The following is a 22,682-nucleotide window of genomic DNA, read 5'->3' on the forward strand; positions in this document are numbered from 1 at the left end:
TTTGCGCTCCGGCCATCACGCAAGGTGCGCCGCAGCGCCTTACGACGCCCCGAAGCGGAACCCCTTCGCCTGTCCCTTCGTAACGAGCTGAACCGGCGTCTCCATGTACGGCGACAAATCCCCTTGCCGCCGTTTTTCCACGAGCGCCTTCACCGCCACGTCCAGACCGAACACCGCCTGCCGCGCACCGAATTGCTCGACGGTCGCAAGCAGGCGTCCATCGTCTAGCATCGGCTGCACGGCTTCGATATTGTTGTAGCCCGTCACCAGCACGCGGCCCTTCTTCCCCGCGATGCGCGCCGCATCGATCGCGCCCATCGCGATGTTGTCGTTCGCGCAGAGCAAGCCGCGCAGCGTCGGATGCGCATAGAGCATCTGCAGCGCGATGGACTTGCCGCTCGCCGACGTCCAGTCGCCGCTGTCCGAATCGGCGATGCGCACGCCCGCCGCGTTCATCGCCTCCCTGAAACCGAGCGTGCGCTGCTGCGAATTTCGATCGTTGGACGGCCCTTCGATGATGCCGACTTCGTCGCCCGCGGCGAGCTTCGACGCGAGATAAGCGCCGACGAGCTTCGCACCGCGCCGGCTGTCCGGCCCGACGAACGGAATCGTGAGGTTCGCCGCGTCCTGCGCGGCTTCGTCGAAGGGATTGTCGATCGCGATCACGATGATGCCCGCCGCAATCGCTTTCGCGGACACCGGCAGCAGCGCCTTCGAGTCCACCGGCGCGATGACGATCGCGTTCGTCTTTGCATCGATCAAGGTTTCGACGATGTGGATCTGACCGGCGACGTCGTTGTCCGTGGTCGTGCCGTGCGTCGTGAGATCGAGTTGCGACGCGTAATGCCGCTGGTAGTTGCGCGCGCCGTCGATCATCGACGCGACGAACGGATCGTTCAGCGACTTCAGCACCAGCGCGACCGTCGCCTTGTCGGATGCCGCGCGCGTATCGCGCACACGCGCGAAGCCGCACGCGCTCAGGGCGCAGGCGGCAAGCAGGCGTCGGCGGACAAGGCTCGTCATAAATCTTATTTTCGAGACGTTTGAGAACGTCTCATTGTAGACGCACGGGCCTAAGGGCCGAATGCAGCCTTCTCAGCGCGCCGCCGCTTCCACGAGCGCGGCCACGCCGCTGACGGGCTTCATCAGATCGGCGTCGAGGCCGTGACGCGCGCGCAGATAGTCCGTTGCGTTATAGGAAAGCCAGGCGCGGCCATCGGCGTCTTCCCATGCCAGAACCTTGAGCGGCAAGTCGAGCGCGGCGGTCGGCACGGCCTGCATCAGCGGCGTGCCCGCCTGCGGATTGCCGAACACGAGCAACTGGCTCGGCGGCATCGTGAGACCGGCGCGCGCGGCGTCGCCACTGAAGTCGACGCGCGCGAACAGCGTCAATCCACGCGCGCGGATCAACGCTTCGAGCTTGTCGGCGGTCGCGACCGCGCCGTGCGCGCTCGCAATCGTGACGACGCCGTTGTCCGCGGCATCGAGGCTCATTGCCTGCTCCACGCCACCGCGACGAACGCCGTGCACAGCGCTTCCATGCCGAGCGCGTCTTCATCGTCGAAGCGATTCGGCACGGGGCTATCGACGTCCCATACGCCGATCAGCGTGCCGTCGTTCGCGACGAGCGGCACGACGATCTCCGAGCGCGACGCCGAATCGCAGGCGATATGGCCGGGAAACGCATCGACATCCGGTACGACCTGCGTGCGCCGGTCGCGCGCCGCCGTGCCGCACACGCCGCGCCCGATCGCAATGCGCACACACGCCGGCTTGCCCTGAAACGGCCCGACGACGAGCTCGGTTCCATCGAAGAGATAAAAGCCCGCCCAGTTCAGATCGGGCAGCGTGTGATAAACGAGCGACGAAAAATTCGCGGCATTGGCGATGAAGTCGGTTTCATCGGCGATAAGCGCGCGGGTTTGCTGCAGCAAGTCGTCGTACTGCGCGGCCTTGCTGGCGTGCGTGGCTTGGGAGAGCGAGAACATGGCGAGGCGCGGAGGAAGGATCAAAAAGTGTCGCTGACGATAGCACAACGCTTCTTCACGCGCTTTCGCGGCAAACGCCCGCCGAAAGCGCATCGCAAGGCATCGGCATGCTTCCTGGCAATGCGGAATTCCATCGCCTAGTGTGGAAGGCGCAACGTTCACGTCGTCCTCAGCGGACGCCTAAAAACGTGCCTCGGGATTTCCCTGCTTTACTTCGTCGCGTCTTCGGTCTTAAATAAATCAACTTGATTTAATTAATACACGGCGGCAAGACCGCTTCGAAACGGAGGCAGCGCGTGAAATCTCCAAGCGGCAGAGGAAGCAACTCCGCGAACGTCCGCCGGTACAACGAGCGTGTGCTCCTGCAAGCGCTGCGCCGCGCCGAACCGGCTTCGAAGGCGGAACTCGCGCGTCACGCGAATCTGACGAGCACGGCGGTCGGCAGCATCGTCGAATCGCTGGAAAATGCGGGCCTGATCGAGTACACCGGACGGCGGCTCGACGGCCAGCGCGGCCAGCCCGCGTCGCTCATCCGGCTCGATCCGCGCGGCGCGTTCGGCATCGGCGTGCGGCTGGATCGCACGGGCATCGAGACGGTGCTCGTCAATTTCGCCGGCGATGTGCTCGCCCGCAGCGCCCTCGACGCCGTGCTGCCGCATCCGTCCGAAGTCCTGGAAATCGTGCGGCGCGATATCGAGAGCATGCTCGGCCTGCTTTCCGCGACCGAGCGCGAACGGCTGACGGGCGTGGGCATCGCGCAGCCCTTCAATCTCGGTTCGTGGCTGCGCGAACTCGGCCTTCCCGCCGAAACCTTCCGCGCCTGGGACGAAACCGATTTCGCCGGGATGCTCGGCAACGCGCTGTCGCTGCCGGTTTTCAGTGAGAACGACGGCAATGCCGCCGCCACCGCCGAACTCTTCTACGGCCACGGCCGCCGCTGCGACGACTTCGTCTATCTCTTTCTCGGCTCGGCGATCGGCGGCGGCATCGCGATCAACGGCGACTGTCTGCGCGGCGCGTCGGGCAACGCGGGCGATATCGGCGTGATTCCGGTGCCGCCGAGCCGCCTGCCGTCCGCGCCGCAGCCCTCCGGCCCGTGGGACATTCTGCTGTCGCGCGCGTCGCTGAACGCGCTCGTGCGCCATCTCAATTACAGCGGCGCGGCAGCAGACAACCGCGTCGATTTGCAGGCGTGCATCGAGCGGCGTCTTCCGGCCGTCGACGAATGGATCGACGACTGCATCGAAGCGCTCGCGCCCGCCTTGCGCGCGACGCTCTGCGTGCTCGACGTGCCGATGGTCGTGATCGATTCCGACATCGACGGCGGCCTGCTCGACAAGCTCGTCAAACGTCTTTCGGCGACGCTCGCCGCCAACGCGCCCGAAGCGCGCGGAACGCCAACGCTCGTGCGCGGCACTTTCGGCCCGGATGCGGGCGCGATCGGCGCCGCCACGCTGCCGATGTTCTTCAACTTCTCACCGCGCGCCGTCATCCGTCACGCGGGCCTCAAATCGCAGGAGGTGCACCATGCCGCATGATGTTTCGACCCGACCGCCATTGCTCGAAATGCGCGGCATCAGCAAAACCTTTCCGGGCGTGCGCGCGCTCAACGACGTGCGCCTTTCGGTCTATCCCGGCGAAGTGCATTCGCTGATGGGCGAAAACGGCGCGGGCAAGTCCACGCTGATGAAAATCCTGTCGGGCGCGTATCAGGCCGATGCGGGCGGCGAGATTCTCATCGACGGCAAGATCGTCGCCATCGACGGACCGCTTGCCGCGCGCGCGCTCGGCGTCGCCGTGATCTATCAGGAACTGAGTCTCGCGCCGAATCTTTCCGTCGCGGAAAACATTTATGCGGGGCGCGAACTGCGTCGCGGAAGACTGGTCGACCGCTCGGGTATGGAGCGCGGCTGCGAGGATGTGCTCAAGCGCCTCGGCGCTGCGTTCAAACCGCATACGCTCGTCGGCGATCTGTCGATCGCGGAGCGGCAGCTCGTCGAAATCGCGCGGGCCGTGCACGCGAAGGCGCGCATCCTCGTGATGGACGAACCGACGACGCCGCTCTCGTCGCGCGAAACCGACCGTCTGTTCGAACTCGTGCGGCAACTGCGCTCGGAAGGCATCGCGATCATCTACATCAGTCACCGCATGGCTGAGATCTACGAACTGAGCGACCGCGTATCGGTGCTGCGCGACGGCTCGTATGTCGGCACGCTGATGCGCGATGAACTGTCCGCCGAAAGCCTCGTGAAGATGATGGTCGGCCGCGATATCTCCGGCTTCTACAAGAAGGAGCACGCGCCCTACGATCCGGGCAACGTGGTGCTGTCCGTGCGCGATATCGCCGACAGCAATCGCGTCAAAGGATGCAGCCTCGATCTGCACAAGGGCGAAGTGCTCGGCATCGCGGGACTCGTCGGCGCGGGGCGCACGGAACTCGCGCGCCTGATCTTCGGCGCTGAAGAAAAGACGCGCGGCGAAGTGTCGATGCACGGCAAGCCGGTCAGGCTGCGCACGCCGCGCGACGCGATCGATGCCGGTCTCGTCTATCTGACCGAAGACCGCAAGGGACAAGGCCTCTTCCTCGACATGAGCGTGCGCGACAACATCAACATCACGATCGCCGGCCGCGACGCGAAAGCGGGCGTGATGGATCTCGCGCGCGGCAACACGCGGGCGAAGGACGCGATCGCCGCGCTCACGATCCGCGTGCCGAACATGCGCGTGAATGTCGGCGCGCTGTCGGGCGGCAATCAGCAGAAAGTGCTGCTGTCGCGCCTGCTCGAAACCAAGCCGGAAGTGCTGATCCTCGACGAACCGACGCGCGGCGTCGATATCGGCGCGAAATCGGAGATTTATCGAATCATCAACGATCTGGCGCGCTCGGGCGTCGGCGTGATCGTCATCTCGAGCGAGCTGCCGGAAGTGATCGGCGTGGCGGACCGCGTGCTCGTGATGCGCGAAGGAGAAATCGCGGGCGAACTCGGCGGCCATTCCGGCAAGCCGATTTCACAGGAAGGAATCATCGAACTGGCGACGGGCTCGAAGGTCGCGCTGGCGGCTTGACGAAAAGCATATCTGGAGAGAGACATGGCTAACACGACGAAACACCACGAAACGGGCAGCGCCCCGGTTGCAAAGGCGGAGAGCACGGCCCAACGTCAGACGCGCATCGAGCACAAGGAACGCATGCAGGTGCTGATGCGCACCGCGGGCATGCTGCCGGTGCTGATCCTGCTGTGCATCGGCTTCGGCATCGTGACCGACGGCTTTTTCAGCTTCCAGAATCTGTCGATCGTCACGCAGCAGGCATCGATCAATATCGTGCTGGCAGCGGGCATGACGTTCGTGATTCTGACGGGCGGCATCGATCTTTCGGTCGGCTCGATTCTGTCGGCGGGAGCGGTCGCGGCACTGCTTGCATCGAATATTCCGGGCTGGGGATGGCTCGGCATCCCGGCCGCGCTCGCTGTGGGTCTGGGCTTCGGCGTCATCAACGGCCTCTTGATCGCGCTGTTGAAACTGCCGCCTTTCATCGTGACGCTCGGCTCGCTCACCGCGGTGCGCGGCATCGCGCGGCTGATTGGACACGACACGACGATCTTCAATCCGCAACTGCCGTTCGCGTTCATCGGCAACGACACGCTCTTCGGCGTGCCCTGGCTCGTGATCATCGCGCTGCTGGTCGTGCTCGTGTCGTGGTTCATCCTGCGCCGCACGGTGCTCGGCCTGCGCATCTATTCGGTCGGCGGCAATCCGGAAGCGGCGCGTCTGTCGGGCATCAAGGTGTGGGGCATCGAGCTTTTCGTCTACGCGATTTCCGGTCTGCTGGCGGGTCTCGGCGCGGTAATGTCGGCGGCGCGTCTCTATGCGGCGAACGGGCTGCAACTCGGCCAGTCCTATGAACTCGACGCCATCGCCGCGGTGATTCTCGGCGGCACGAGCTTCGTCGGCGGCGTGGGCTCGATCGTCGGCACGCTGGTCGGCGCGCTCATCATCGCGGTATTGAGCAACGGCCTCGTGCTGCTCGGCGTATCGGATATCTGGCAGTACATCATCAAGGGCCTCGTGATCATCGGCGCGGTGGCGCTCGATCGTTATCGTCAACGCGGTTCGGCTCGCACGTAATCGGCTATTCGGGCGCATTCGGGTCCGCTTGCGCCCGCCCTCAAAAAAAGGACCAACCGGAGACAACAACATGCGCAAACACAATAAGCTTTTCGCCAGCGTCGCCCTCGCAATCGGGTTCACGATGTCGCTATCCGCCCACGCCGCCGACAAGCAGTTGAAGTCCATCGGCATCACGGTCGGCTCGCTCGGCAATCCGTATTTCGTGACGATCTCGAAGGGCGCGGAAGCGAAGGCCAAGTCGATCAATCCGAACGCGAAGGTCACGGCGGTATCGTCGGATTACGACATGAACAAGCAGTTCACGCAGATCGACAACTTCATCTCGGCGCACGTCGACATGATCCTCTTGAACGCCGTCGATCCGAAGGCGATCGAGCCGGCGGTGAAGAAGGCGCAGAAGGCGGGCATCGTCGTGGTGGCGGTGGACGTGGCGGCAGCGGGCGCCGACGCCACCGTGCAGACCAACAACGTGCAGGCCGGCGAAATCTCCTGCGATTTCCTGGCGAAAAAGCTCAACGGCAAAGGCAACGTGGTGATCGAGAACGGGCCGCAGGTATCGGCGGTCATCGATCGCGTGAACGGCTGCAAGAGCGTGCTCGCGAAGAATCCCGGCATCAAGGTCCTGTCCGACGATCAGGACGCCAAGGGCTCGCGCGAAGGCGGCATGAACGCGATGCAAGGTTATCTCACGCGTTTCCCGAAGCTCGACGGCGTGTTCGCGATCAACGATCCGCAAGCGATCGGCACGGACCTCGCGGCGAAGCAACTGCATCGCAACAATATCGTGATTACGTCGGTGGATGGCGCGCCGGATATCGAGACCGCGCTGAAGAGCGACACGCTGGTGCAGGCGTCCGCGAGTCAAGACCCGTGGGCGATGGCGCAGCAAGCGGTGAGCGTCGGCTACGACATCATGAACGGCAAGAAGCCGGCCAACGCGGTCATTCTGTTGCCCTCGACGCTCGTCACGCGCGAGAACGTCGGCAGCTACAAGGGCTGGTCGTCGCCGCGCTGAGCATCGTGATCGCTATTTGATCGGCAGTACGAGGAGCGCGCTCGGCTTGTCCGGCGCGCTCGACCGGTCGACGACGATGAGCCGTTTCCTCGCGACATCCACCGCGACGCCGCGCGGCGATTCCAGATCACTAGCAATGACGCTCGGCCGGCCCCGCTTCGAAATGCTGCATACGGCGTGCGCGCCGCACTTCGTGTAGAGCGTGCCGTCGGGCGACGCGGCCATCAGGTCGGGCGCGTCGATGGTCGCGAAGACATCGCTGGCGGGCACGGGCGCGTTCGCCGCGCGCGCCGCCTGCAAATCCACTTTGTAGATGCGGTTCGCGGCCTGATCGCTGATATAGAGCATGTCCGCGACCTCCGCGAGTCCGACCGGCTTCTGCAAACCGGTGACGATATCGCGCTCGATCACCTGCCGCGGGGCCGTTCCGCGCGTGATCACGCTCACGCCGCCCGTCGCAGGCGCGCTGCCTTCCTTCACGAACCAGCTCGACAGAAACGTGCCGCCATCGAGCACGAGCAGGCCCAGCCGCCGCCGCGCCGCATTCGTGTCCGACGCGAGCGCGATCTGACCGCTCGGCGCGACATCGAACACTGCGCTCGCAGCGCCGAACCCGAAGCGCTCGACGAGCAGGTGTCCGTTCGGCGCGAACGCGATCTGGCTCAAGCCCGTGCGCTCGCCTTCGGCTGCCGGAATGCGCGCGTACAGCGAAAAATCGCTGTCGCCGATATTCGACGCCATCACGATGCCGTTGGTCTTGTCGTCGGTGACGAACACCGCGCCGTCCGCATCGCGCACGGCGACACCGTTCGGCGCGCCCGCGAGCGGCGCCTTGCGGGCGCTCGTGCCCGGCGCGAGCGAGCCGCACGCCGCGAGGAACATCGACATTGCAAATGCCGCCATCAGCCGCCGCTTCATGCGCATCTCCCGTCGATAACGCTACACATCGTAATCCAGGCGCGTATACAACGCGCGCGACCTTCCTCGCGACGATGCCGACTCGAATAATTTGACGCCCTCTTGAAATCAGCCTATAACCATCCATATGGATGGTAACGGGAGGGTTAGATGGCAAAAGAGGCAGTCGATCGATCACGCGGCAGCGAGACCGAAAAAATCACGATCAACCTGGGTCCGGTGGATCTGGGCCAGATCGATCTGCTCGTGGAAGAAGGTTTTTACTCGAATCGCACGGATCTGATTCGTACGGCGATCCGCAATCAGTTGTCGGTTCACGCGCCGGCCGTCAAGGAAACGGTGACGCGCCGCGAATTCGTCCTGGGCCTTCAGCACTTTTCGAAACACGACCTCGAAGCGGCGGTCGCGGCCAACCAGCGGCTCAAGATTCAGGTGCTCGGATTGGCCAGCATTGCCACTGACGTCTCTCCCGAACTCGCGCTGGCAGCGATCGACTCGATTCTGGTTCGAGGCGCGCTCCATGCATCACCGGCGGTCAAGGCTGCGCTCGCGGATCGAATCCGTTAGCGCCCTGACTCTTTGCCCGACAACGGAACGAACATGAAACTCAACGAAGGCTTTCTGGACTCGATGAAAGAGGCGTTCGCACTCTTTCGCAACAACGATCCCGCCGCGGCAGCGGAGATCGTGAAGCGCGCCATGCGCGGCGAGCGCACGGACGTGACGACAACACGCTTCGCCGACGTCTTGCAACCGCTGCAACCCTGGCGCCAAGCACATACGACGCAAGCCGAACCCGACGTGCAGGATCGCGGGCATTTCAGCATGCGAAGCTACGCCAGCGCCGCTGGCCAGCGAAACTACAAGGTCTACGTGCCGAGTCATGACGGCAGCGATCCCTTGCCACTCATCGTCATGCTGCATGGCTGCACGCAGGACGCGGACGATTTCGCAGCCGGCACGCGAATGAACGCGCTCGCCGAGAAGCACGGCTTTATCGTCGTCTATCCGATTCAGCCTCAAGGCGCAAATACGTCGAAGTGCTGGAACTGGTTCAGGCGTGGCGATCAGCAGCGCGATCAGGGCGAGCCCGCGTTGATCGCGGGCATCACTCGCGAGGTCATGGCGAGTCATCGCGTCGATCCGAACCGTGTCTTCGTGGCTGGCCTTTCCGCCGGCGGCGCGATGGCGGCAATCGTCGCGCAGACGTATCCCGATCTGTACGCGGCGGCCGGTGTTCATTCGGGTCTGCCGGTTGGATGCGCACACGATTTGCCGTCCGCGCTGGCAGCGATGCGCGGTGGCAAGAAGGCGCGAAAGGCCGGGCGCGCGGGCACGCACGATAGCCAGACGCCCCGCTGTCCGCTGATCGTATTTCACGGGGATGCCGACGCGACCGTCCATCCCGCCAACGCCAGTGAACTCGTACAGGGATTCACCGAACGTGCATCGTCCGGTCATGCCGGCGCACGGAAGCACACGGTCCGGCACATGACGTCTCGCGCAGGCGTGGACGCCGAACTTTGGACCATCCACGGCGCGCCTCACGCGTGGGCCGGCGGCTCGTCGAGCGGAAGCTATACCGATCCATCCGGACCCGACGCCAGTGCGGAAATGGTGCGATTCTTCCTCGCACACTCTCGCCGTCATTGAGCGTTCCAGTCGGCGCTGTCACTGCGGCACAGGCGGCGCCGACGAATGCTTGACTACTTTTGTCAGAATTGATAAAGTCGCGTTTGGAAGTATCCAAGAAGTTCGATTGCTGCTCATCAATATTCCGTTCTGTCTCGCGGTATTCGTTGTCCACTCCCTCCTTGCTGCTTCTTCAGTTCCTTTGCGGAACGCACTTTCTATTCAAATTTTTTTTCAAGGATTCCAGATGGATACCGGTATCGTCAAATGGTTCAACGACACCAAGGGCTTTGGCTTCATCACGCCCGATAATGGCGGCGACGATCTTTTCGCCCACTTCTCCGAAATTCGCGCCGATGGTTTCAAGACCCTGGCCGAAAACCAGAAAGTAAGCTTCGAAACGAAGCGCGGTCCGAAGGGACTGCAAGCTGCAAACATCAAGCCGCTCTGATCGTTGCAGAACACTGGGCTCCAATCGCGGAGCCCGGTCCGTGCGGGCCCACTCGGCGCCCGCACGCCACGTGGTCGAAATCTCACCACTCTATGCGGAAAACGCTGCGCGCGTTCCCGCCGTCTCTCGCTCGAGAGCACGCCTACACAAACCAAAAAATATAATGCAAAAGACACTCTTCCAAGATTATCGCGGTTATTCCGTGCGTCCTTCGGCACACCGCCTGCCCGACGGTTATTTCTCAGCAGATCTGCTGCTTGAGCGATCCAACGCTCTCGCTGAAAAGATGCAATATCGGTTTTACTCGCTCGGCTATTTCGACAAGGAAATCGAAGCCACCAATTTCTCCCGGGAGTGGGCAGAAGACTGGATCAACAGCAAGGGATAGATCCCGGGCTTTGACGGCTCTTCGCTGCGACTCGCCAGTTATGGCGGGAAACATGTCCATCATGCGCGGACGAAGAAGCCATCGGGCGCACCGTAGTGTAGTCTCGGATATAACGCCCGATGAAGCGAGACCGACCTATGCTGCCCAGCCATGCAACCATGCCGTCACCAAGCCCAGCTATTTCCGGCCCGTGCGTCGTCATCGAGATCGGCGGCATGGTGCAACGACCGCTCACGCTGGATGTCGCCGCGTTGCGCGAATTCCCGCGCGCGAGCATCGAGCCGTTCGATCTGGTGTGCTTTTCGACGGGACGCTACATTCGCCCGATGGGAAGCTATCGCGGCGTGCAGTTGCGCGTGCTGCTCGAGGCAGCCGGCGTGCGACGTCCCGACAACACGGATTTCAAGCGCACCGTGTTCCTCGCGCATGCGCACGATGGCTATGCCGTGACCTTCTCGTGGCACGAGCTTTTCAATACGCCGATCGGCGAGAAGGTGATCGTCGCGTACGAGTGTGAGGATCGGGAACTCGGCATCGCGGATGGTTTGCCGGTGCTCGTTTCGGGCGCGGACAACGTCCACGCGCCGCGCCACATGAAGCGCCTCGTTCGCGTCGATGCCCACGTGCTCGGGCAGTCACATCGATGAACTCGACAGCGCGTGCGCTGCTGGATCGTGCGATCGATTCGAATTCGCCCGATTCCGTGCTGTTCGCGCGGCTCATAGGCGCGCGCATCGAACAGGGCGATTTGCCTTTGCTCGGGCTCGACGCCGGCGCGCTCGCCAATCTGATCGGCCGGCACTTTCCCGGCGCGACGTTCGAACATTTCCTGCATCTCACGCCACGCACGGCATTCACGCGCGATCTGCACGCGCTCCTGATGTGGCACGACCGAACGACGACGCGGCATCGCGATGACGCGCACGGTCTCGCGACGATCATTTGCGCGGCGTCGCTGCGCCCCGATCATCTGTGGCGCGATCTCGGTCTCTCCGGCCGCGACGACGTCACCGATATGCTCACACGTCACTATCCCGCGCTCGTCGCGCGCAACGTCACGAACATGCGCTGGAAGAAGTTTCTGGCGGCGGAAGTCGCGCACGCGCGCGGCGAGGCGCCGACGTGCGCGCCGGGCTGTCCCGGATGCGAGGATTACGCTTTCTGCTATCCGGGCAACCGCTGACGCGTCCGCCCGTGAGAGGAAACGTCCGACCGTTTTCGTTCGTGTATTCTCTCTGGCATGGCGACGACCCACAAAACAACGGCAAGCGCGAAGGAGACGAACGCGGCGGATACGGCAAGCCAGCCGGCCCAGGTGCGTTTTCGCATGCGCGTCACGAAAGGCGAGACCATCGCGATCGGTCCGGGCAAGATTTCGCTGCTGGAAGCGGTGCGCAAGCACGGCTCGATATCGGCGGCGGCGCGCAGCCTCGACATGTCGTACCGGCGCGCGTGGCTGCTCATCGACGAGCTCAACCGCTCGCTCGAATCGCCCGCGACGATCTCGGAGCAAGGCGGCCCAAGCGGCGGCGGCTGTGTGCTGACACCTGTCGGCGAGAGCATCATCCGGCTTTATCGCGAGGTCGAAGCGCAGGCGCAAGCCGCGTGCGCCACGCAGATCGAATCGCTCACGAAGCTGCTCAAGTCCTAGCCTCTAGCCATGCCGTAAGCAGAACGCGGACGGCGGCGGCCCGCTCACGCGCCTGTGCTGCGTGCTCGCGGTGAGCCGCGCGACGAACTCCACGAAACTCGCGACGCTCGCGGTGCGCAGCGGCGAGTACTCCACGCCGTGCCGCTCGCAGACCCGCTTCAGCATGTTCATCGAATCATGATCGATGCAGTCGACGGGAAAGAGCACGACATCCGCGTTCGGCAGCGCGGCGGCAAGCAAGCCCTTGCGATCCTCGATGCCGCCGTCATGCACGATCAGCTCGCCGCCCGCCGCGCCGACCAGCGACTTCAGCACCGCATTCGAATTCGGCCTTCCGCCGACATAGACGATCCGCCTGCCGCTCACCCATTCGACGGCACGACGACGCGCGTCAGGCTGATCGGCGGCATCGAGCGTCGCGCGTTCCAGCGCCGCGCATTCGGCCTGGACGACCTTCAGCAGCGCGTGCGCTTCGCCGAGCTTGTTGCGCAACGCCCGCGTCTCGTCCTCTTCCTGCTGCGCGCGCTGCTCGGCGGCTTCGCGGCGGCTCGTATGCAGCGCGAGGCGGCGCTCGGCATCGTCGGCTTTTTCGCGCAGGCGTTCGACTTCGGCTTCGAGTTGCGCGGTCGTCGCATCGGGCTTGCGATCGATGTGCAGCGCCTGCTCGCGAATCTGTCTGACCGACGCATCGCGCTCGCCGCTCAGTTCAACAAGACGCGCCTGCTGCCGGTCGACCTTGTCCTTGAGCGCCTGATTCTCCGCTTCGAGCGCGACCAGCCGACGGATATCCGCGCGATTCGCCGCGCCGACCAGATGCGACAGCATGTGCAACTCGCCGAACGCCGACTGGCGCACGTCGATGGTCGCGTGCGGATGCGACATCAGCGCCCAGTACGCGGGCGGGATATCGCCGGACTTCAGCGCTTCGTTCCACAGATCGAGCAGCGCCGCCGGATCGCGCGCGGCGTCGAAGCGGCGAATCGCGCCCGCGTAACGCTCGTCGAGCGCCTTGTCGAGCGCCTTCGCGCCCGCGCCGCCCGCGATCGCCAGTTCCACCGCCGCGTGGTGAATCTCCAGATCGCTCGCGTGATAGCGATCGAGGTCGGTGAACTTCGGCACGAGCTTGCGCAATTCGCCCGTCGAAAGACAGGTGCCGATGATCGAGCAATGCAGATGCGGATCCAGTTCCGCGAGACGCGCGCGGCGGCGCGACGTGCGCAAGTCGGCTTCGGTCGGCTGGCAGCATGTGTCGCGATGCGCGTGTGCGCTCGTGCGGGCGAGTTGAAACGGAGGGCTCTGCATGATGACCTCGTGCTCGATCGGCTGGCTCGTAATATACCACTGAATATAACGATACCGAAAAGCCGGATCGGCGCACGAAGCCCATGGACAGGGCGTATCCTACGACTTCGGCGCGCCGGCCGGCCGGTCAAGGCCGTCCGTCCATAAGGCGCGCTTCGCCCAACGTTTCCCGATCGTTTCCAGTCGCGAGAAATCGCTCACAAGGAGAATCTGAATGGCCAGGATTGAAGTCAAGGTTCCGCAGCTTTCCGAATCCGTCACCGAAGCGACGATGTTGCCGTGGAAGAAGAAAGCGGGCGACGCCGTGACGCAAGACGAAATCCTCGTCGAACTGGAAACGGACAAGGTGGTGCTCGAAGTGCCCGCGCCTTCCGCCGGCACACTCGCGGAAGTGGTCAAGAAGCAAGGCGATATCGTGCATGCGGACGAAGTGCTCGCGATCATCGATACGGAGGCGAAGGCGTCGGCCGCGGCGCCTGCGCCTGCTCCTGAAAAGCCTGCTGTCCAGGCCGCGCAACCTGCGGCAGCGCCATCGCCCGCTGCACAGACATCCACCGGCAAAGCCGATTTCGATGTCATCGTGATCGGCTCCGGTCCCGGCGGCTATATCGCGGCGATCCGCGCCGCGCAGCTCGGACGCAAAGTCGCGTGCGTCGAGGAATGGATCAATCACGCGGGCAAGCCGAAGCTCGGCGGCACGTGTCTGAACGTCGGCTGCATTCCGTCGAAGGCGCTGCTCGCGTCGTCGGAGAAATTCGAGAGCGCGAAGCTGCACTTCGCCGATCACGGCATCGGCGGTATCGACAACCTTTCCGTCGACGTCACCAAAATGGTCGGGCGCAAGGAAGCCATCGTCGAGAAGATCACGGGCGGCGTCGAATTCCTGTTCCGCAAGAACAAGATCACCTGGCTCAAAGGACACGGCAAGCTCGCGGGCAAGGACGGCGGCAACTTCAGGATCGATGTCAACGGCGAAACGCATACCGCGCAACACGTGATCATCGCGACGGGATCGAAGGCGCGGCATCTGCCGAATGTGCCCGTGGACAACAGAATCGTCTCCGACAACGAAGGCGCGCTCGCTTTCGATGCCGTGCCGAAGAAGCTCGCGGTGATCGGCGCGGGCGTGATCGGGCTGGAACTCGGGTCCGTGTGGCGCAGGCTCGGCGCGGAAGTGACGATTCTCGAAGCGTTGCCCGAATTTCTCGGAACGACGGATACGGCGCTGCAAAAGGAAGCCGCGAAGCTCTTCAAGAAGCAAGGCCTGACGATTCACCTCGGCGTGAAGATCGACGGCGTGAAGACGACGGATTCGAGCGTCTCTATTTCCTACCAGGACAAGGACGGCAACGCGCAGACGCTCGATGCGGATCGCCTGATCGTGTCGATCGGCCGCGTGCCGAACACGGACGATCTCGGGCTCGATTCAATCGGTCTGTCGGCGGACGAGCGCGGCTTCATTCCCGTCGACGGCCATTGCGCGACGAAAGTGCCGAATGTCTACGCGATAGGCGATGTCGTGCGCGGCCCGATGCTCGCACACAAAGCCGAGGACGAAGGCGTGCTGGTGGCGGAGATCATCGACGGGCAGAAGCCGCATATCGACTACAACTGCATTCCGTGGGTGATCTATACGCATCCGGAGATCGCGTGGGTTGGGCAGACGGAGCAGGCGCTGAAGGCCGAAGGACGCGAAGTCAGGGCCGGCCAGTTCCCGATGATGGCGAATGGCCGGGCATTGGGCATCGGCGAGACGGACGGCTTCATCAAGGTCATCGCCGACGCGAAAACCGACGAGATTCTCGGCGTGCACATCATCTCGGCGAACGCTTCCGATCTGATCGCGGAAGCCGTGGTCGCGATGGAGTTCAAGGCGGCGAGCGAGGATATCGGGCGGATCTGTCATCCGCATCCTTCGTTGTCGGAGGTGATGCGGGAGGCGGCGCTTGCGGTCGACAAGCGGGCGTTGAATATCTAAACCCGCCTCGGCATCCAGAGCCGCGACTAGCGAGCAGAGCCGATCACCATCGAGTCGATGGGAATCGGCTTGCGGCGCGGGTTGCCTTCGACTTCGTTTTGTTTAGGCTGGCCGGCTGCGCGCACGCGCAGACGTGATGTCCGCCGTTAATCACCGACCGCATCGCGCAATTGCGCCAGCGACGCGCGCTGCTTGCCATTGGCATCGAAGTTATCGTCGGCGAGCCATCGTTCGAATGCCTTGCGAATACGCGGCCAGTCCCGGTCGATGATCGCGTACCACGCCGTATCGCGATTGCGTCCCTTGTAGACGATCGCCTGCCTGAAAATGCCTTCGAATTCGAAGCCGAGCCGAAGTGCCGTCTTGCGCGACGGCGCGTTCAGGCTGTCGCATTTCCATTCGTAGCGCCGGTAGCCCAGGTCATCGAATGCGTAGCGCATCAGCAGATACTGCGCTTCCGTCGAGATGCGCGTTTGCTTGAGCAAGGGCGAGAACGTGACGCTGCCCACTTCGATGACACCATGCACAGGCTCGATGCGCATCAGCGCGAGCGTGCCGACCGCCTTGCCGCTCTCCAAATCGATGACGGTGTAATGCAGCGGATCGGCGGACGCCGCGGCCTTCGTCAGATAGTCGCGAAAGGCATCGAACTCCGTGAACGGCCCGACGAAGAGATAGGTCCAGTCGCTGCCATCCGATGCCTTGCCATAGGCTTCGAAGAGATCGGCCGCGTGGCGCTCGACATCGACCGGTTCGAGACGGCAATGCTTCCCGTCGATGCCGATGCGCGCAGGCCGCTCACGCGCTTTCCACTCGCTCACCGGCTCGCCGATGGGCTGTTGATACTCGTTGGTTCTCGTCATGCGTCACGAACTCCGTTGCGTGAGGGGCGTCGCGGCATCACACCGGATAACCGCGCGATCGAGCATACAGCACGCTCGATTGCGGATCGTTGAGCACGCTCTCATACAACTCGAGATAGGAAGCGACCATCGCATCGCGATTGAAGCGCGCGGCGTAGGCGCGCAACCGTTCGTGAACGCCCGGGTCCTCCAGCAGTGCCACCGCTTCATGCAGCTTGCCGATGATCGTAGCGGGCCGCGCCATTTCGAACACGAGATTCGTGCGCGGCTCGATCACTTCGGGAATGCCGCCAGTATCCGCCGCCACGACGGGCACGCCATGCGAGTACGCTTCCACCGTCACGCGTCCGAAGGGCTCGTTCCAGATCGACGGCACCACGAGCACATCGATCATGCGGTAGAATTCGTCGGACTTGACGCGGCCGAGATACTCGACGCGCGGATCGTCGTATCTCGCCTTGAGCGAATCGAGATAAGCCGCATCGCCCGCGCCGCCGACGGCGAGCGTCCACTGCAGGGTATCGTCGGCGAGCAGTTGTTCGAGCAGAAGCTCGAGCCCTTTCTCCTGCGACACGCGCCCGAGCACGCCGAGCCGCACGGGACCGCCCTCATAACGGCGCAAGCGTTGCGGCGGGGCCGAACCTTCGGACGGTTCGGAGCAGTTATGAATGACGGCCGTGTGCGCCGCCTGCGGGAAATAGCCGCTATCGAGATGCTTTTGCAGCGCGAAGCGGCTCACGCCCACCGCCACCGACACGCGCGACGACGCAGCGCGCTTGGGTATCGCATAGACGGAACAGACGCCGCACTGACGCGTGCATGCTTTGCCGCGCGTGTACATGAGCGCGTTGGGGCACATCAGGTAATAGTCGCGCACGGTATGCACGATCGGCACGCCGGCATTGTTCGCGAGACGCCAGATATCGATGGAGAGACAGGACAGATTGCTCGTGCTGATGACGTCGGGCTTTTCCTGCTCGATGATGCTCTGGAGCTTGCGCGACATCATCACGTTATGCACGTCGATGGCATGCCAGATCAGCTTCGCGACGCGCCCGCGTTTCTGCCGCTGATGCGGCCAATAGAGATTCACGGAGCGCAGACGATGAATCTTCACGCCATTCATTTCCTCGACGCGATCGACGCCCGTGCCGGTCGCGCAGACCACGCACACGTCCATGCCCGCCTTCACCAGTCCTTCCGCGAGCAATCGCGTCGATACCTCGGCCCCTCCGGGTTCATCCGGAAAGTAGAGTGTGTTCGCTATGAGTATCTTCACGAATTCCCCGTTTCATGCCGCGCCCCTTGCTATTGTTTCCGAAGCGGCGCGACTGGGGCGTGACAGTGCGCTGCTACGACGGCCCGTTGAAAAAACGCATATGTATACGCGCTCCAGCGATTTGCGTTGATCGCTTACCAGTCTAGAACGCGACGATAACCTTTGAAAGGCAGAGCGATAACAGCAATCTTCATACTTGACGTCTATCCGGGCGACTAACTATTTGAGACCTGCGGTTTTCATCGCACAGTTAATTGAACCACGTTCAGCAATGTTCTGGCGACACTGAAAATTGAAACAAGCGTATCTCTTTCATCGGTCAAAAATGGAGTCGATCAGGCGATTGTTTCGAATAAGTTGTTTGTGTTGGTTATCGAACAATGTACTCACCACTGCATGCTTTATTCTGTCTGACCAAATCATTCGGGTGCGACTTTGCGCCGGTCCGCAGCGCCATTTACGGCAGCGAGCAGATCGTCCGGGTGAACCATCAACTCGCGTACCTGGCGCAGCGCCGGGTACTGATCGAGCACTGCCCGCCATTGAGGCGACTGCAGCATCGCGTTCCAGACCGGTTCGAGATCTTCCACGTCCGTCAGCGTGCCGGCGTATTCGAGGCTGGCCGGCGCTGTCATGAGCCGCATGCGGCATGCGGCGCTGAGTGGACGCAACGCGGTGTCGTCGGATGCATCGCAGCAATACAGCACCGTCTGCTCCAACGCGGCATCGTCGGTGCGTAGCGCGCTCAGCGACGCGCCGCGAAGATGCACCGTGCCTTCACGCGTCTCGAACGCGTAGGCGGCATCTTCATCGGCACGAGCGAGCAGGCGCAGTCCGCGCAACAAGCGCCCGAAGTCGGTCGTGGCTGCATCGACTGAGGCCTTCGCTTCGACCAGTAGGCAAACATCCCAGGCAGGCGCCGCATCGGGCGTTTGCGCGCGCCGCAGCAGGGCCGCGTCCCATTCTGTTTTGGCACGCGCGTGACCGGCGGCAAGCGAAGCCGGCACGCGCATCGAAGTCACGACGCGGTATGACGCTGGCTGCCCGTCCTCTTCGTCGAGCCGTTGCGCCAGCGCCTCCATTGCTCGCGCCGCCGATGCCTCCGCGTCCGCGCCACGCCGCTGCGCCTCGACCCCTTGCGCCACAGCCGCCGCGCTGCCGGGACGCGGCCCGTTCCGGTCCCACAGCGACCGATAGCGCCGCACGAGTTCATCCGGTTCCAGTGCTTCGAGACGGAGCAAGTGCTCCAGCGCGGCACTGTCGCGCAATTGCGTCAAAGCGCGCAGGAATGACGCATCGCTTGTAATTTCCGGCTCATCCAGAAGACATCGGACCGTGTTGCAAATTTCGGACGCCGAGATCGAGGACGCCATAGCGAACAGCCGTGCAAACGCTTCTCGTTGCGCGACTGTTCGCATGCGTTCCTGCTTGCGCGGATGCGCGATCGCGGTAATGGCCGCACGAACCAGACGCCAGTCCTGCCCGGCCTGCGCGGACAACGCCGCATACTCGCCCACCTGCGCTGCCTGCTGCCGAAGCACCACGGCCTGAAACGCCGGATCGCCGGCATCCGGGCGCATCGCGTCCCGGATCATGCGCGCGAGCGCTTCGATGAAGCGGCGCTTCAACGCGTCATCGGGTGCATCTCCGCTTTCGATTACCTTGCGAGTCTCTTCGATCACGAGCGCGAGCGCCGTTGGCGCACTGACGTCCTGCGTCCGCGCGACGATGGCGTCGAGCGACGGCAAGCGATAGCGGCGCCCGACGGCGCGCAGCGTGTCCGCGAGCAGCCGCGACGAGGGCATAGACATTACGTTTTCCTGTCGATCGAGTCCGTGTATTTCCTGCAACGATAGCTTGCGAACGGACGTCGACTTTAATACGTCGTTTAATGATCTCGCAAAGAGCGAGTTGACCGACGAATTGTCAGCCGTTCTCCGATAACCACTGCGGGTCCATAGCAACATGCGCGTGCGGGCGAGAAGAAGATTCATTTACCTGACAGCGGCCGCATGCGTGGCCGGCGCGGCAAGCGCGGCGGGCGTGTTTGCATCGCGCGCGCGTGAGCATGAAGGCGAAGCGGCCGACGGCGTCGCCTATGGAAAGTTGCCCCGTCAACGGCTCGATGTCTATGCGCCCGCATCGCATGACGCGGCGAATCGCCCTGTCGTCGTGTATTTCTACGGCGGCGCATGGCAAAGCGGTCATCGCACGGATGCGCGCGGCGTCGCGCAAGCGCTGGCCGCGCGCGGCATCGTGACGGTCGTGCCGGATTACCGCATCTATCCGGAGACCGTGTTCCCCGGCTTTCTCGACGACGCCGCCGCCGCCGTGTACTGGACGCGTCTGCACGCGCGCGAATTCGGCGGCAATCCGCGGCGCATCTTCGTGATGGGACATTCATCCGGCGCGCACATCGCGGCCATGCTCGCGACCGATCCGCGCTATCTGGCCGCGCGGGGCATGTCGAAGACTTCGCTCTCGGGCATGATCGGCCTCGCGGGCCCCTACGCCGCCTTCCAGACGACCGACCCGCACATGGACGAGATCTTTCCGGCGGCATTGCGCTCGCAAGCGCTGCCTCTCACGTTTCTGAGCGGAGACGAGCCGCCGATGCTGCTAGCCGCCGGCACCGCCGATACTGATGTCGATCCGCGCAACAGCGTGCGTTTCGCCGATGCCTTGCGTGCGCATCACGATAGCGTCGTGCTGAAAAGCTATGCGGGTTATGGGCACGGCACGATCGTCGAGTCGTTCTCGGCGAAGCAGTCTGCGTCCTCGCCCGTTCTCGCCGACGTCACCGCTTTCATCAATGCACACGGAGCGCGCTGAACGGGCTCATATAATGAAGCCCTCTGCCCGTTGCCCGTTTCTTTCATGCTCGTTCGTGCGCTCACTCGTGAAGACGCTCAGGCGTTCCAGTCGCTTCGGCTTTCGGCGCTGACGCTGTCGCCTGCTTCGTTCGCGTCGAGTTACGAGGACGAAAAGCATCGCTCTCCCGATGATGTCATCGACAGAGTGATACAGACGGAAAATCAGGCGGTCTTCGGCGCGTTTGCGGAAGATCAGTTAGTTGGCGTCGTGGGCGTGCGTCGCGATCTTTTTCCGCAGCATCGGCACAAGGCCCACGTCTGGGGCATGTACGTTGCGCCGGGCTATCGCGGAGCGGGCGTGAGCAAGATGCTGATGAGCGAAGCCATCGGCTTCGCGAAGAACATGCAGGGTGTCACGCAGGTGCATCTCGCCGTTGCGGCCGCCAACGACGTTGCCATCCGGCTCTACCGATCGTTAGGCTTCGAAGAATCCGGCCTCGCCGACGACACGTTCGACGATGATCTGTGCATGTGCCTGCGCTTCACACACTCGGGCTGATCAGGCAGCTACTATCTTGTGCACGTTGGCCGCATAGACCCATTCACGCGCCTGACGCTCGATGAGATCCGTGAAAGCAGGCGGACCGCTGCAATAGATCTGCGTGTCGGCGCGAGCGGGACTCATGGCGTGCGCGCTTTTTTCAGCGAACAGATCGTGCGACAGGTCGAAATAGTGATAGACCTTTCCGTGCCTTCGAAGCGCGTCGATTTCATCGCGCAGCGTTTCGCGATCTGCCAGTCGCGCGAAATTATGCACTTCGAATCTTTGTCCAGCCGATGCAAGACGTTGCGCGATTCCGACGATCGATGCCGCCCCTGTCGCATCCGCGAAAAGAATGGATCGCGCGCTGCGCTCGCGCATCGTCCGTGGGTTTTTTAGCGAGCTGAAGCGGCTTTCGTCTCGTTCATTCACGATGACGGGAATCGGGTTGTCGCGCATGTCTTCTCCAATGAAACGTGCATCTTCTGCAATCGGAAGATGTATCGATGAACTGATCGGAAAGTCGGCTTAGTTCGAGAGTAGGGTGGACTGAAATCGCGGGCAAGGCACTGGCGCCGAATACCAGTCATATAGTCGTGCCGATATTCCCGGCGTATCCATGACAATCATTTGATTGTATTCAGCGATCGGCCTTACGATAGTTCCACGGCTCAGTTGAACCGAGCGAGGAGAGGATCGTGAATGATTTTCTGATTGCTTTCGGCACGCTCTGGGTAGTCATCTGCGCGTACGCCATTCTGGCGTACAACATCAAGGCAGGCGACGCCGACGCAGAAAGCCCGATGCCTTCATACGTATCGTCCGCGTCGTTGAATCCTCATCCGCGCGAAGAGAGGCGAAACTCGCGGCATCGATTACATCGGTGTGCGAGGCGATCGCCAGCGGTCAGCCGTTCTTCGCGCAGATGATGGCCTACGATTGCCCTTGTTCGCGCACGATGTATTCGGCGTACCAATCCGGCCAGTTCTCATCGTGCTTGCCGGTCAGCTTCTCGTGCTCGCCATGCGCGGCGGCGGCACGTCGAAGTGCGCCTGCGAGTTCTATCGGCGAGCTGAATGTCGTTTGATGGCTGTCGACTCTTCCGGGAAACCGCGTAGTCACTTCCTGAAAAACCCATTCGTTTCCATCGGGATCGTTGAACGCGGCGAAGGAAGCGTAGGTCGCCCGATCCGGATGCGGCCCGCTCACGCGTCCCTCTTCGTCCGCGTGATGGAAGACCCCGCCGATGTCATGAAAAACTTCGCTCACGGCGACGTCACGCTCGATGAGCGCGGCGCGCGCCGCCACCACATCGGAGACGATGAGATGCAGGCCCTTCGCCGTGCCGGGCTCCTGCGACGTGACGCCCGTGCCGAACAGCACGGAGCAATGCGAGCCCGGCGGCGTGAAATGCACGACGCGAAACTTGTCGTCCTTTGCGATATCGACATCGAGCCGCCAGCCCAGTTGCGCATAGAACTGCTTCGCGCGATCGACGTCCGCCACGGGAACGACGACCACCTCCAGCTTCATGTCGACCGTTTGCGCTTTTCCCTCTTCCGATTGTCCAGTGCTCATCGCGGGCTCCTTTCGAAAGTTGCCTCATCTAGTCTCGGAAACGCAGTTGTCGTCGTCAAGGTAAACGACAGGTAACGGCCCGCACGGGCGGCGAAAGCGCTCTTTACGGCGGTTGCTTAAAAATAGATCACTCAGCACAGCCCGAAGCTCGATC

General features: G+C 63.0%; 23 protein-coding genes and 1 pseudogene. 14 read left to right on the forward strand and 10 right to left on the reverse strand.

Translation table 11 applies throughout. From position 1 onward, the window contains the following. Positions 1 to 39: 39 nt before the first annotated feature. The 3 genes from AWB74_RS14765 to AWB74_RS14775 form a co-directional block, all read right to left on the reverse strand. A complete protein-coding gene (locus AWB74_RS14765) occupies positions 40 to 1,023 on the reverse strand; it encodes a substrate-binding domain-containing protein (protein ID WP_061147484.1) in 984 nt (327 codons plus the stop codon). 72 nt (positions 1,024 to 1,095) lie between these two features. Beyond that, the gene (locus AWB74_RS14770) at positions 1,096 to 1,494 is read right to left on the reverse strand and encodes a DUF302 domain-containing protein (RefSeq protein WP_061147485.1); all 399 of its coding nucleotides are present in this window, start codon (positions 1,492 to 1,494) and stop codon (positions 1,096 to 1,098) included. Continuing rightward, positions 1,491 to 1,988, reverse strand: coding sequence for a GAF domain-containing protein (locus AWB74_RS14775; protein ID WP_061147544.1), 498 nt, complete (start codon positions 1,986 to 1,988; stop codon positions 1,491 to 1,493). Before AWB74_RS14775 ends, AWB74_RS14770 begins: the two co-directional genes overlap by 4 nt. A 296-nt stretch (positions 1,989 to 2,284) precedes the next feature. On the opposite strand from AWB74_RS14775, the gene AWB74_RS14780 reads away from it, so the two are divergent. From AWB74_RS14780 to AWB74_RS14795, 4 genes are all read left to right on the forward strand, one after another. Beyond that, positions 2,285 to 3,526, forward strand: coding sequence for an ROK family transcriptional regulator (locus AWB74_RS14780; RefSeq protein WP_061147486.1), 1,242 nt, complete (start codon positions 2,285 to 2,287; stop codon positions 3,524 to 3,526). Next, positions 3,516 to 5,054, forward strand: a complete 1,539-nt coding sequence (locus AWB74_RS14785) for a sugar ABC transporter ATP-binding protein (RefSeq protein ID WP_061147487.1) — start codon at positions 3,516 to 3,518, stop codon at positions 5,052 to 5,054. The genes AWB74_RS14780 and AWB74_RS14785 overlap by 11 nt, the downstream gene beginning before the upstream one ends. Positions 5,055 to 5,078: 24 nt before the next feature. After that, positions 5,079 to 6,116 carry an ABC transporter permease subunit gene (locus AWB74_RS14790; protein WP_061147488.1) on the forward strand — a complete coding sequence of 346 codons (1,038 nt, stop codon included), beginning with the start codon at positions 5,079 to 5,081 and terminating at the stop codon, positions 6,114 to 6,116. Between the two features lie 124 nt (positions 6,117 to 6,240). Continuing rightward, positions 6,241 to 7,134 (forward strand): ABC transporter substrate-binding protein, encoded by an 894-nt coding sequence (locus tag AWB74_RS14795; protein WP_087039021.1) that lies wholly within the window; start codon positions 6,241 to 6,243, stop codon positions 7,132 to 7,134. Between the two features lie 12 nt (positions 7,135 to 7,146). Here the strand turns inward: AWB74_RS14795 and AWB74_RS14800 are convergent, their stop codons facing one another. Further along, entirely contained in the window at positions 7,147 to 8,052 is a 906-nt protein-coding gene (locus tag AWB74_RS14800; protein ID WP_235024574.1) for an NHL repeat-containing protein, read from the reverse strand. A gap of 150 nt (positions 8,053 to 8,202) precedes the next feature. Between AWB74_RS14800 and AWB74_RS14805 the strand changes: the two genes are divergently transcribed. From AWB74_RS14805 to AWB74_RS14835, 7 genes are all read left to right on the forward strand, one after another. Next, positions 8,203 to 8,619, forward strand: coding sequence for a hypothetical protein (locus AWB74_RS14805; RefSeq protein ID WP_061147491.1), 417 nt, complete (start codon positions 8,203 to 8,205; stop codon positions 8,617 to 8,619). 33 nt (positions 8,620 to 8,652) lie between these two features. Next, on the forward strand, positions 8,653 to 9,705 hold the full coding sequence (locus AWB74_RS14810) for an extracellular catalytic domain type 1 short-chain-length polyhydroxyalkanoate depolymerase (protein ID WP_061147545.1): 1,053 nt from the start codon (positions 8,653 to 8,655) through the stop codon (positions 9,703 to 9,705). Positions 9,706 to 9,931: 226 nt separating this feature from the next. Next, the gene (locus tag AWB74_RS14815) at positions 9,932 to 10,135 is read left to right on the forward strand and encodes a cold-shock protein (RefSeq protein WP_061125902.1); all 204 of its coding nucleotides are present in this window, start codon (positions 9,932 to 9,934) and stop codon (positions 10,133 to 10,135) included. 163 nt (positions 10,136 to 10,298) lie between these two features. Then, positions 10,299 to 10,523 (forward strand): hypothetical protein, encoded by a 225-nt coding sequence (locus AWB74_RS14820; RefSeq protein WP_061147492.1) that lies wholly within the window; start codon positions 10,299 to 10,301, stop codon positions 10,521 to 10,523. Between the two features lie 158 nt (positions 10,524 to 10,681). Continuing rightward, positions 10,682 to 11,170 carry a molybdopterin-dependent oxidoreductase gene (locus AWB74_RS14825; RefSeq protein ID WP_087039022.1) on the forward strand — a complete coding sequence of 163 codons (489 nt, stop codon included), beginning with the start codon at positions 10,682 to 10,684 and terminating at the stop codon, positions 11,168 to 11,170. Then, positions 11,167 to 11,706, forward strand: coding sequence for a nitrogen fixation protein NifQ (locus AWB74_RS14830; RefSeq protein ID WP_061147494.1), 540 nt, complete (start codon positions 11,167 to 11,169; stop codon positions 11,704 to 11,706). The genes AWB74_RS14825 and AWB74_RS14830 overlap by 4 nt, the downstream gene beginning before the upstream one ends. Before the next feature lie 57 nt (positions 11,707 to 11,763). After that, the gene (locus AWB74_RS14835; RefSeq protein ID WP_087039008.1) at positions 11,764 to 12,174 is read left to right on the forward strand and encodes a winged helix-turn-helix domain-containing protein; all 411 of its coding nucleotides are present in this window, start codon (positions 11,764 to 11,766) and stop codon (positions 12,172 to 12,174) included. Between the two features lie 3 nt (positions 12,175 to 12,177). Here the strand turns inward: AWB74_RS14835 and AWB74_RS14840 are convergent, their stop codons facing one another. Next, positions 12,178 to 13,476 (reverse strand): DUF2325 domain-containing protein, encoded by a 1,299-nt coding sequence (locus AWB74_RS14840; protein WP_061147496.1) that lies wholly within the window; start codon positions 13,474 to 13,476, stop codon positions 12,178 to 12,180. Between the two features lie 214 nt (positions 13,477 to 13,690). Between AWB74_RS14840 and lpdA the strand changes: the two genes are divergently transcribed. Next, positions 13,691 to 15,454 (forward strand): dihydrolipoyl dehydrogenase, encoded by a 1,764-nt coding sequence (gene lpdA, locus AWB74_RS14845; protein ID WP_087039009.1) that lies wholly within the window; start codon positions 13,691 to 13,693, stop codon positions 15,452 to 15,454. 158 nt (positions 15,455 to 15,612) lie between these two features. Here the strand turns inward: lpdA and AWB74_RS14850 are convergent. The 3 genes and pseudogenes from AWB74_RS14850 to AWB74_RS14860 all read right to left on the reverse strand — a co-directional run. Next, positions 15,613 to 16,317, reverse strand: a pseudogene (locus AWB74_RS14850) (GNAT family N-acetyltransferase); the annotation flags it as partial. A gap of 37 nt (positions 16,318 to 16,354) precedes the next feature. Then, positions 16,355 to 17,596, reverse strand: coding sequence for a glycosyltransferase family 4 protein (locus AWB74_RS14855; RefSeq protein WP_061147498.1), 1,242 nt, complete (start codon positions 17,594 to 17,596; stop codon positions 16,355 to 16,357). Between the two features lie 419 nt (positions 17,597 to 18,015). Next, positions 18,016 to 19,407 carry a hypothetical protein gene (locus AWB74_RS14860; protein ID WP_061147499.1) on the reverse strand — a complete coding sequence of 464 codons (1,392 nt, stop codon included), beginning with the start codon at positions 19,405 to 19,407 and terminating at the stop codon, positions 18,016 to 18,018. Positions 19,408 to 19,612: 205 nt separating this feature from the next. Here AWB74_RS14860 and AWB74_RS14865 point away from each other — a divergent pair, with 205 nt between their 5' ends. Continuing rightward, positions 19,613 to 20,428: an alpha/beta hydrolase gene (locus AWB74_RS14865; RefSeq protein ID WP_235024576.1), complete on the forward strand. Its 816-nt coding sequence runs from the start codon at positions 19,613 to 19,615 to the stop codon at positions 20,426 to 20,428. A gap of 45 nt (positions 20,429 to 20,473) precedes the next feature. Further along, positions 20,474 to 20,968, forward strand: a complete 495-nt coding sequence (locus tag AWB74_RS14870; protein ID WP_061147501.1) for a GNAT family N-acetyltransferase — start codon at positions 20,474 to 20,476, stop codon at positions 20,966 to 20,968. Here AWB74_RS14870 and AWB74_RS14875 read toward each other — a convergent pair whose 3' ends face one another. Together AWB74_RS14875 and AWB74_RS14880 are read right to left on the reverse strand one after the other, a co-directional pair. After that, complete coding sequence (locus tag AWB74_RS14875) at positions 20,969 to 21,409, reverse strand: ferredoxin reductase domain-containing protein (protein ID WP_235024577.1); 441 nt, start codon at positions 21,407 to 21,409, stop codon at positions 20,969 to 20,971. Between the two features lie 474 nt (positions 21,410 to 21,883). Then, positions 21,884 to 22,528 carry a VOC family protein gene (locus tag AWB74_RS14880; protein WP_061147502.1) on the reverse strand — a complete coding sequence of 215 codons (645 nt, stop codon included), beginning with the start codon at positions 22,526 to 22,528 and terminating at the stop codon, positions 21,884 to 21,886. Between the last annotated feature and the right edge of the window lie 154 nt (positions 22,529 to 22,682).

Origin of the sequence: Caballeronia arvi (assembly GCF_001544695.2) — a bacterium.
In the GTDB taxonomy this organism is placed as follows: domain Bacteria; phylum Pseudomonadota; class Gammaproteobacteria; order Burkholderiales; family Burkholderiaceae; genus Caballeronia; species Caballeronia arvi.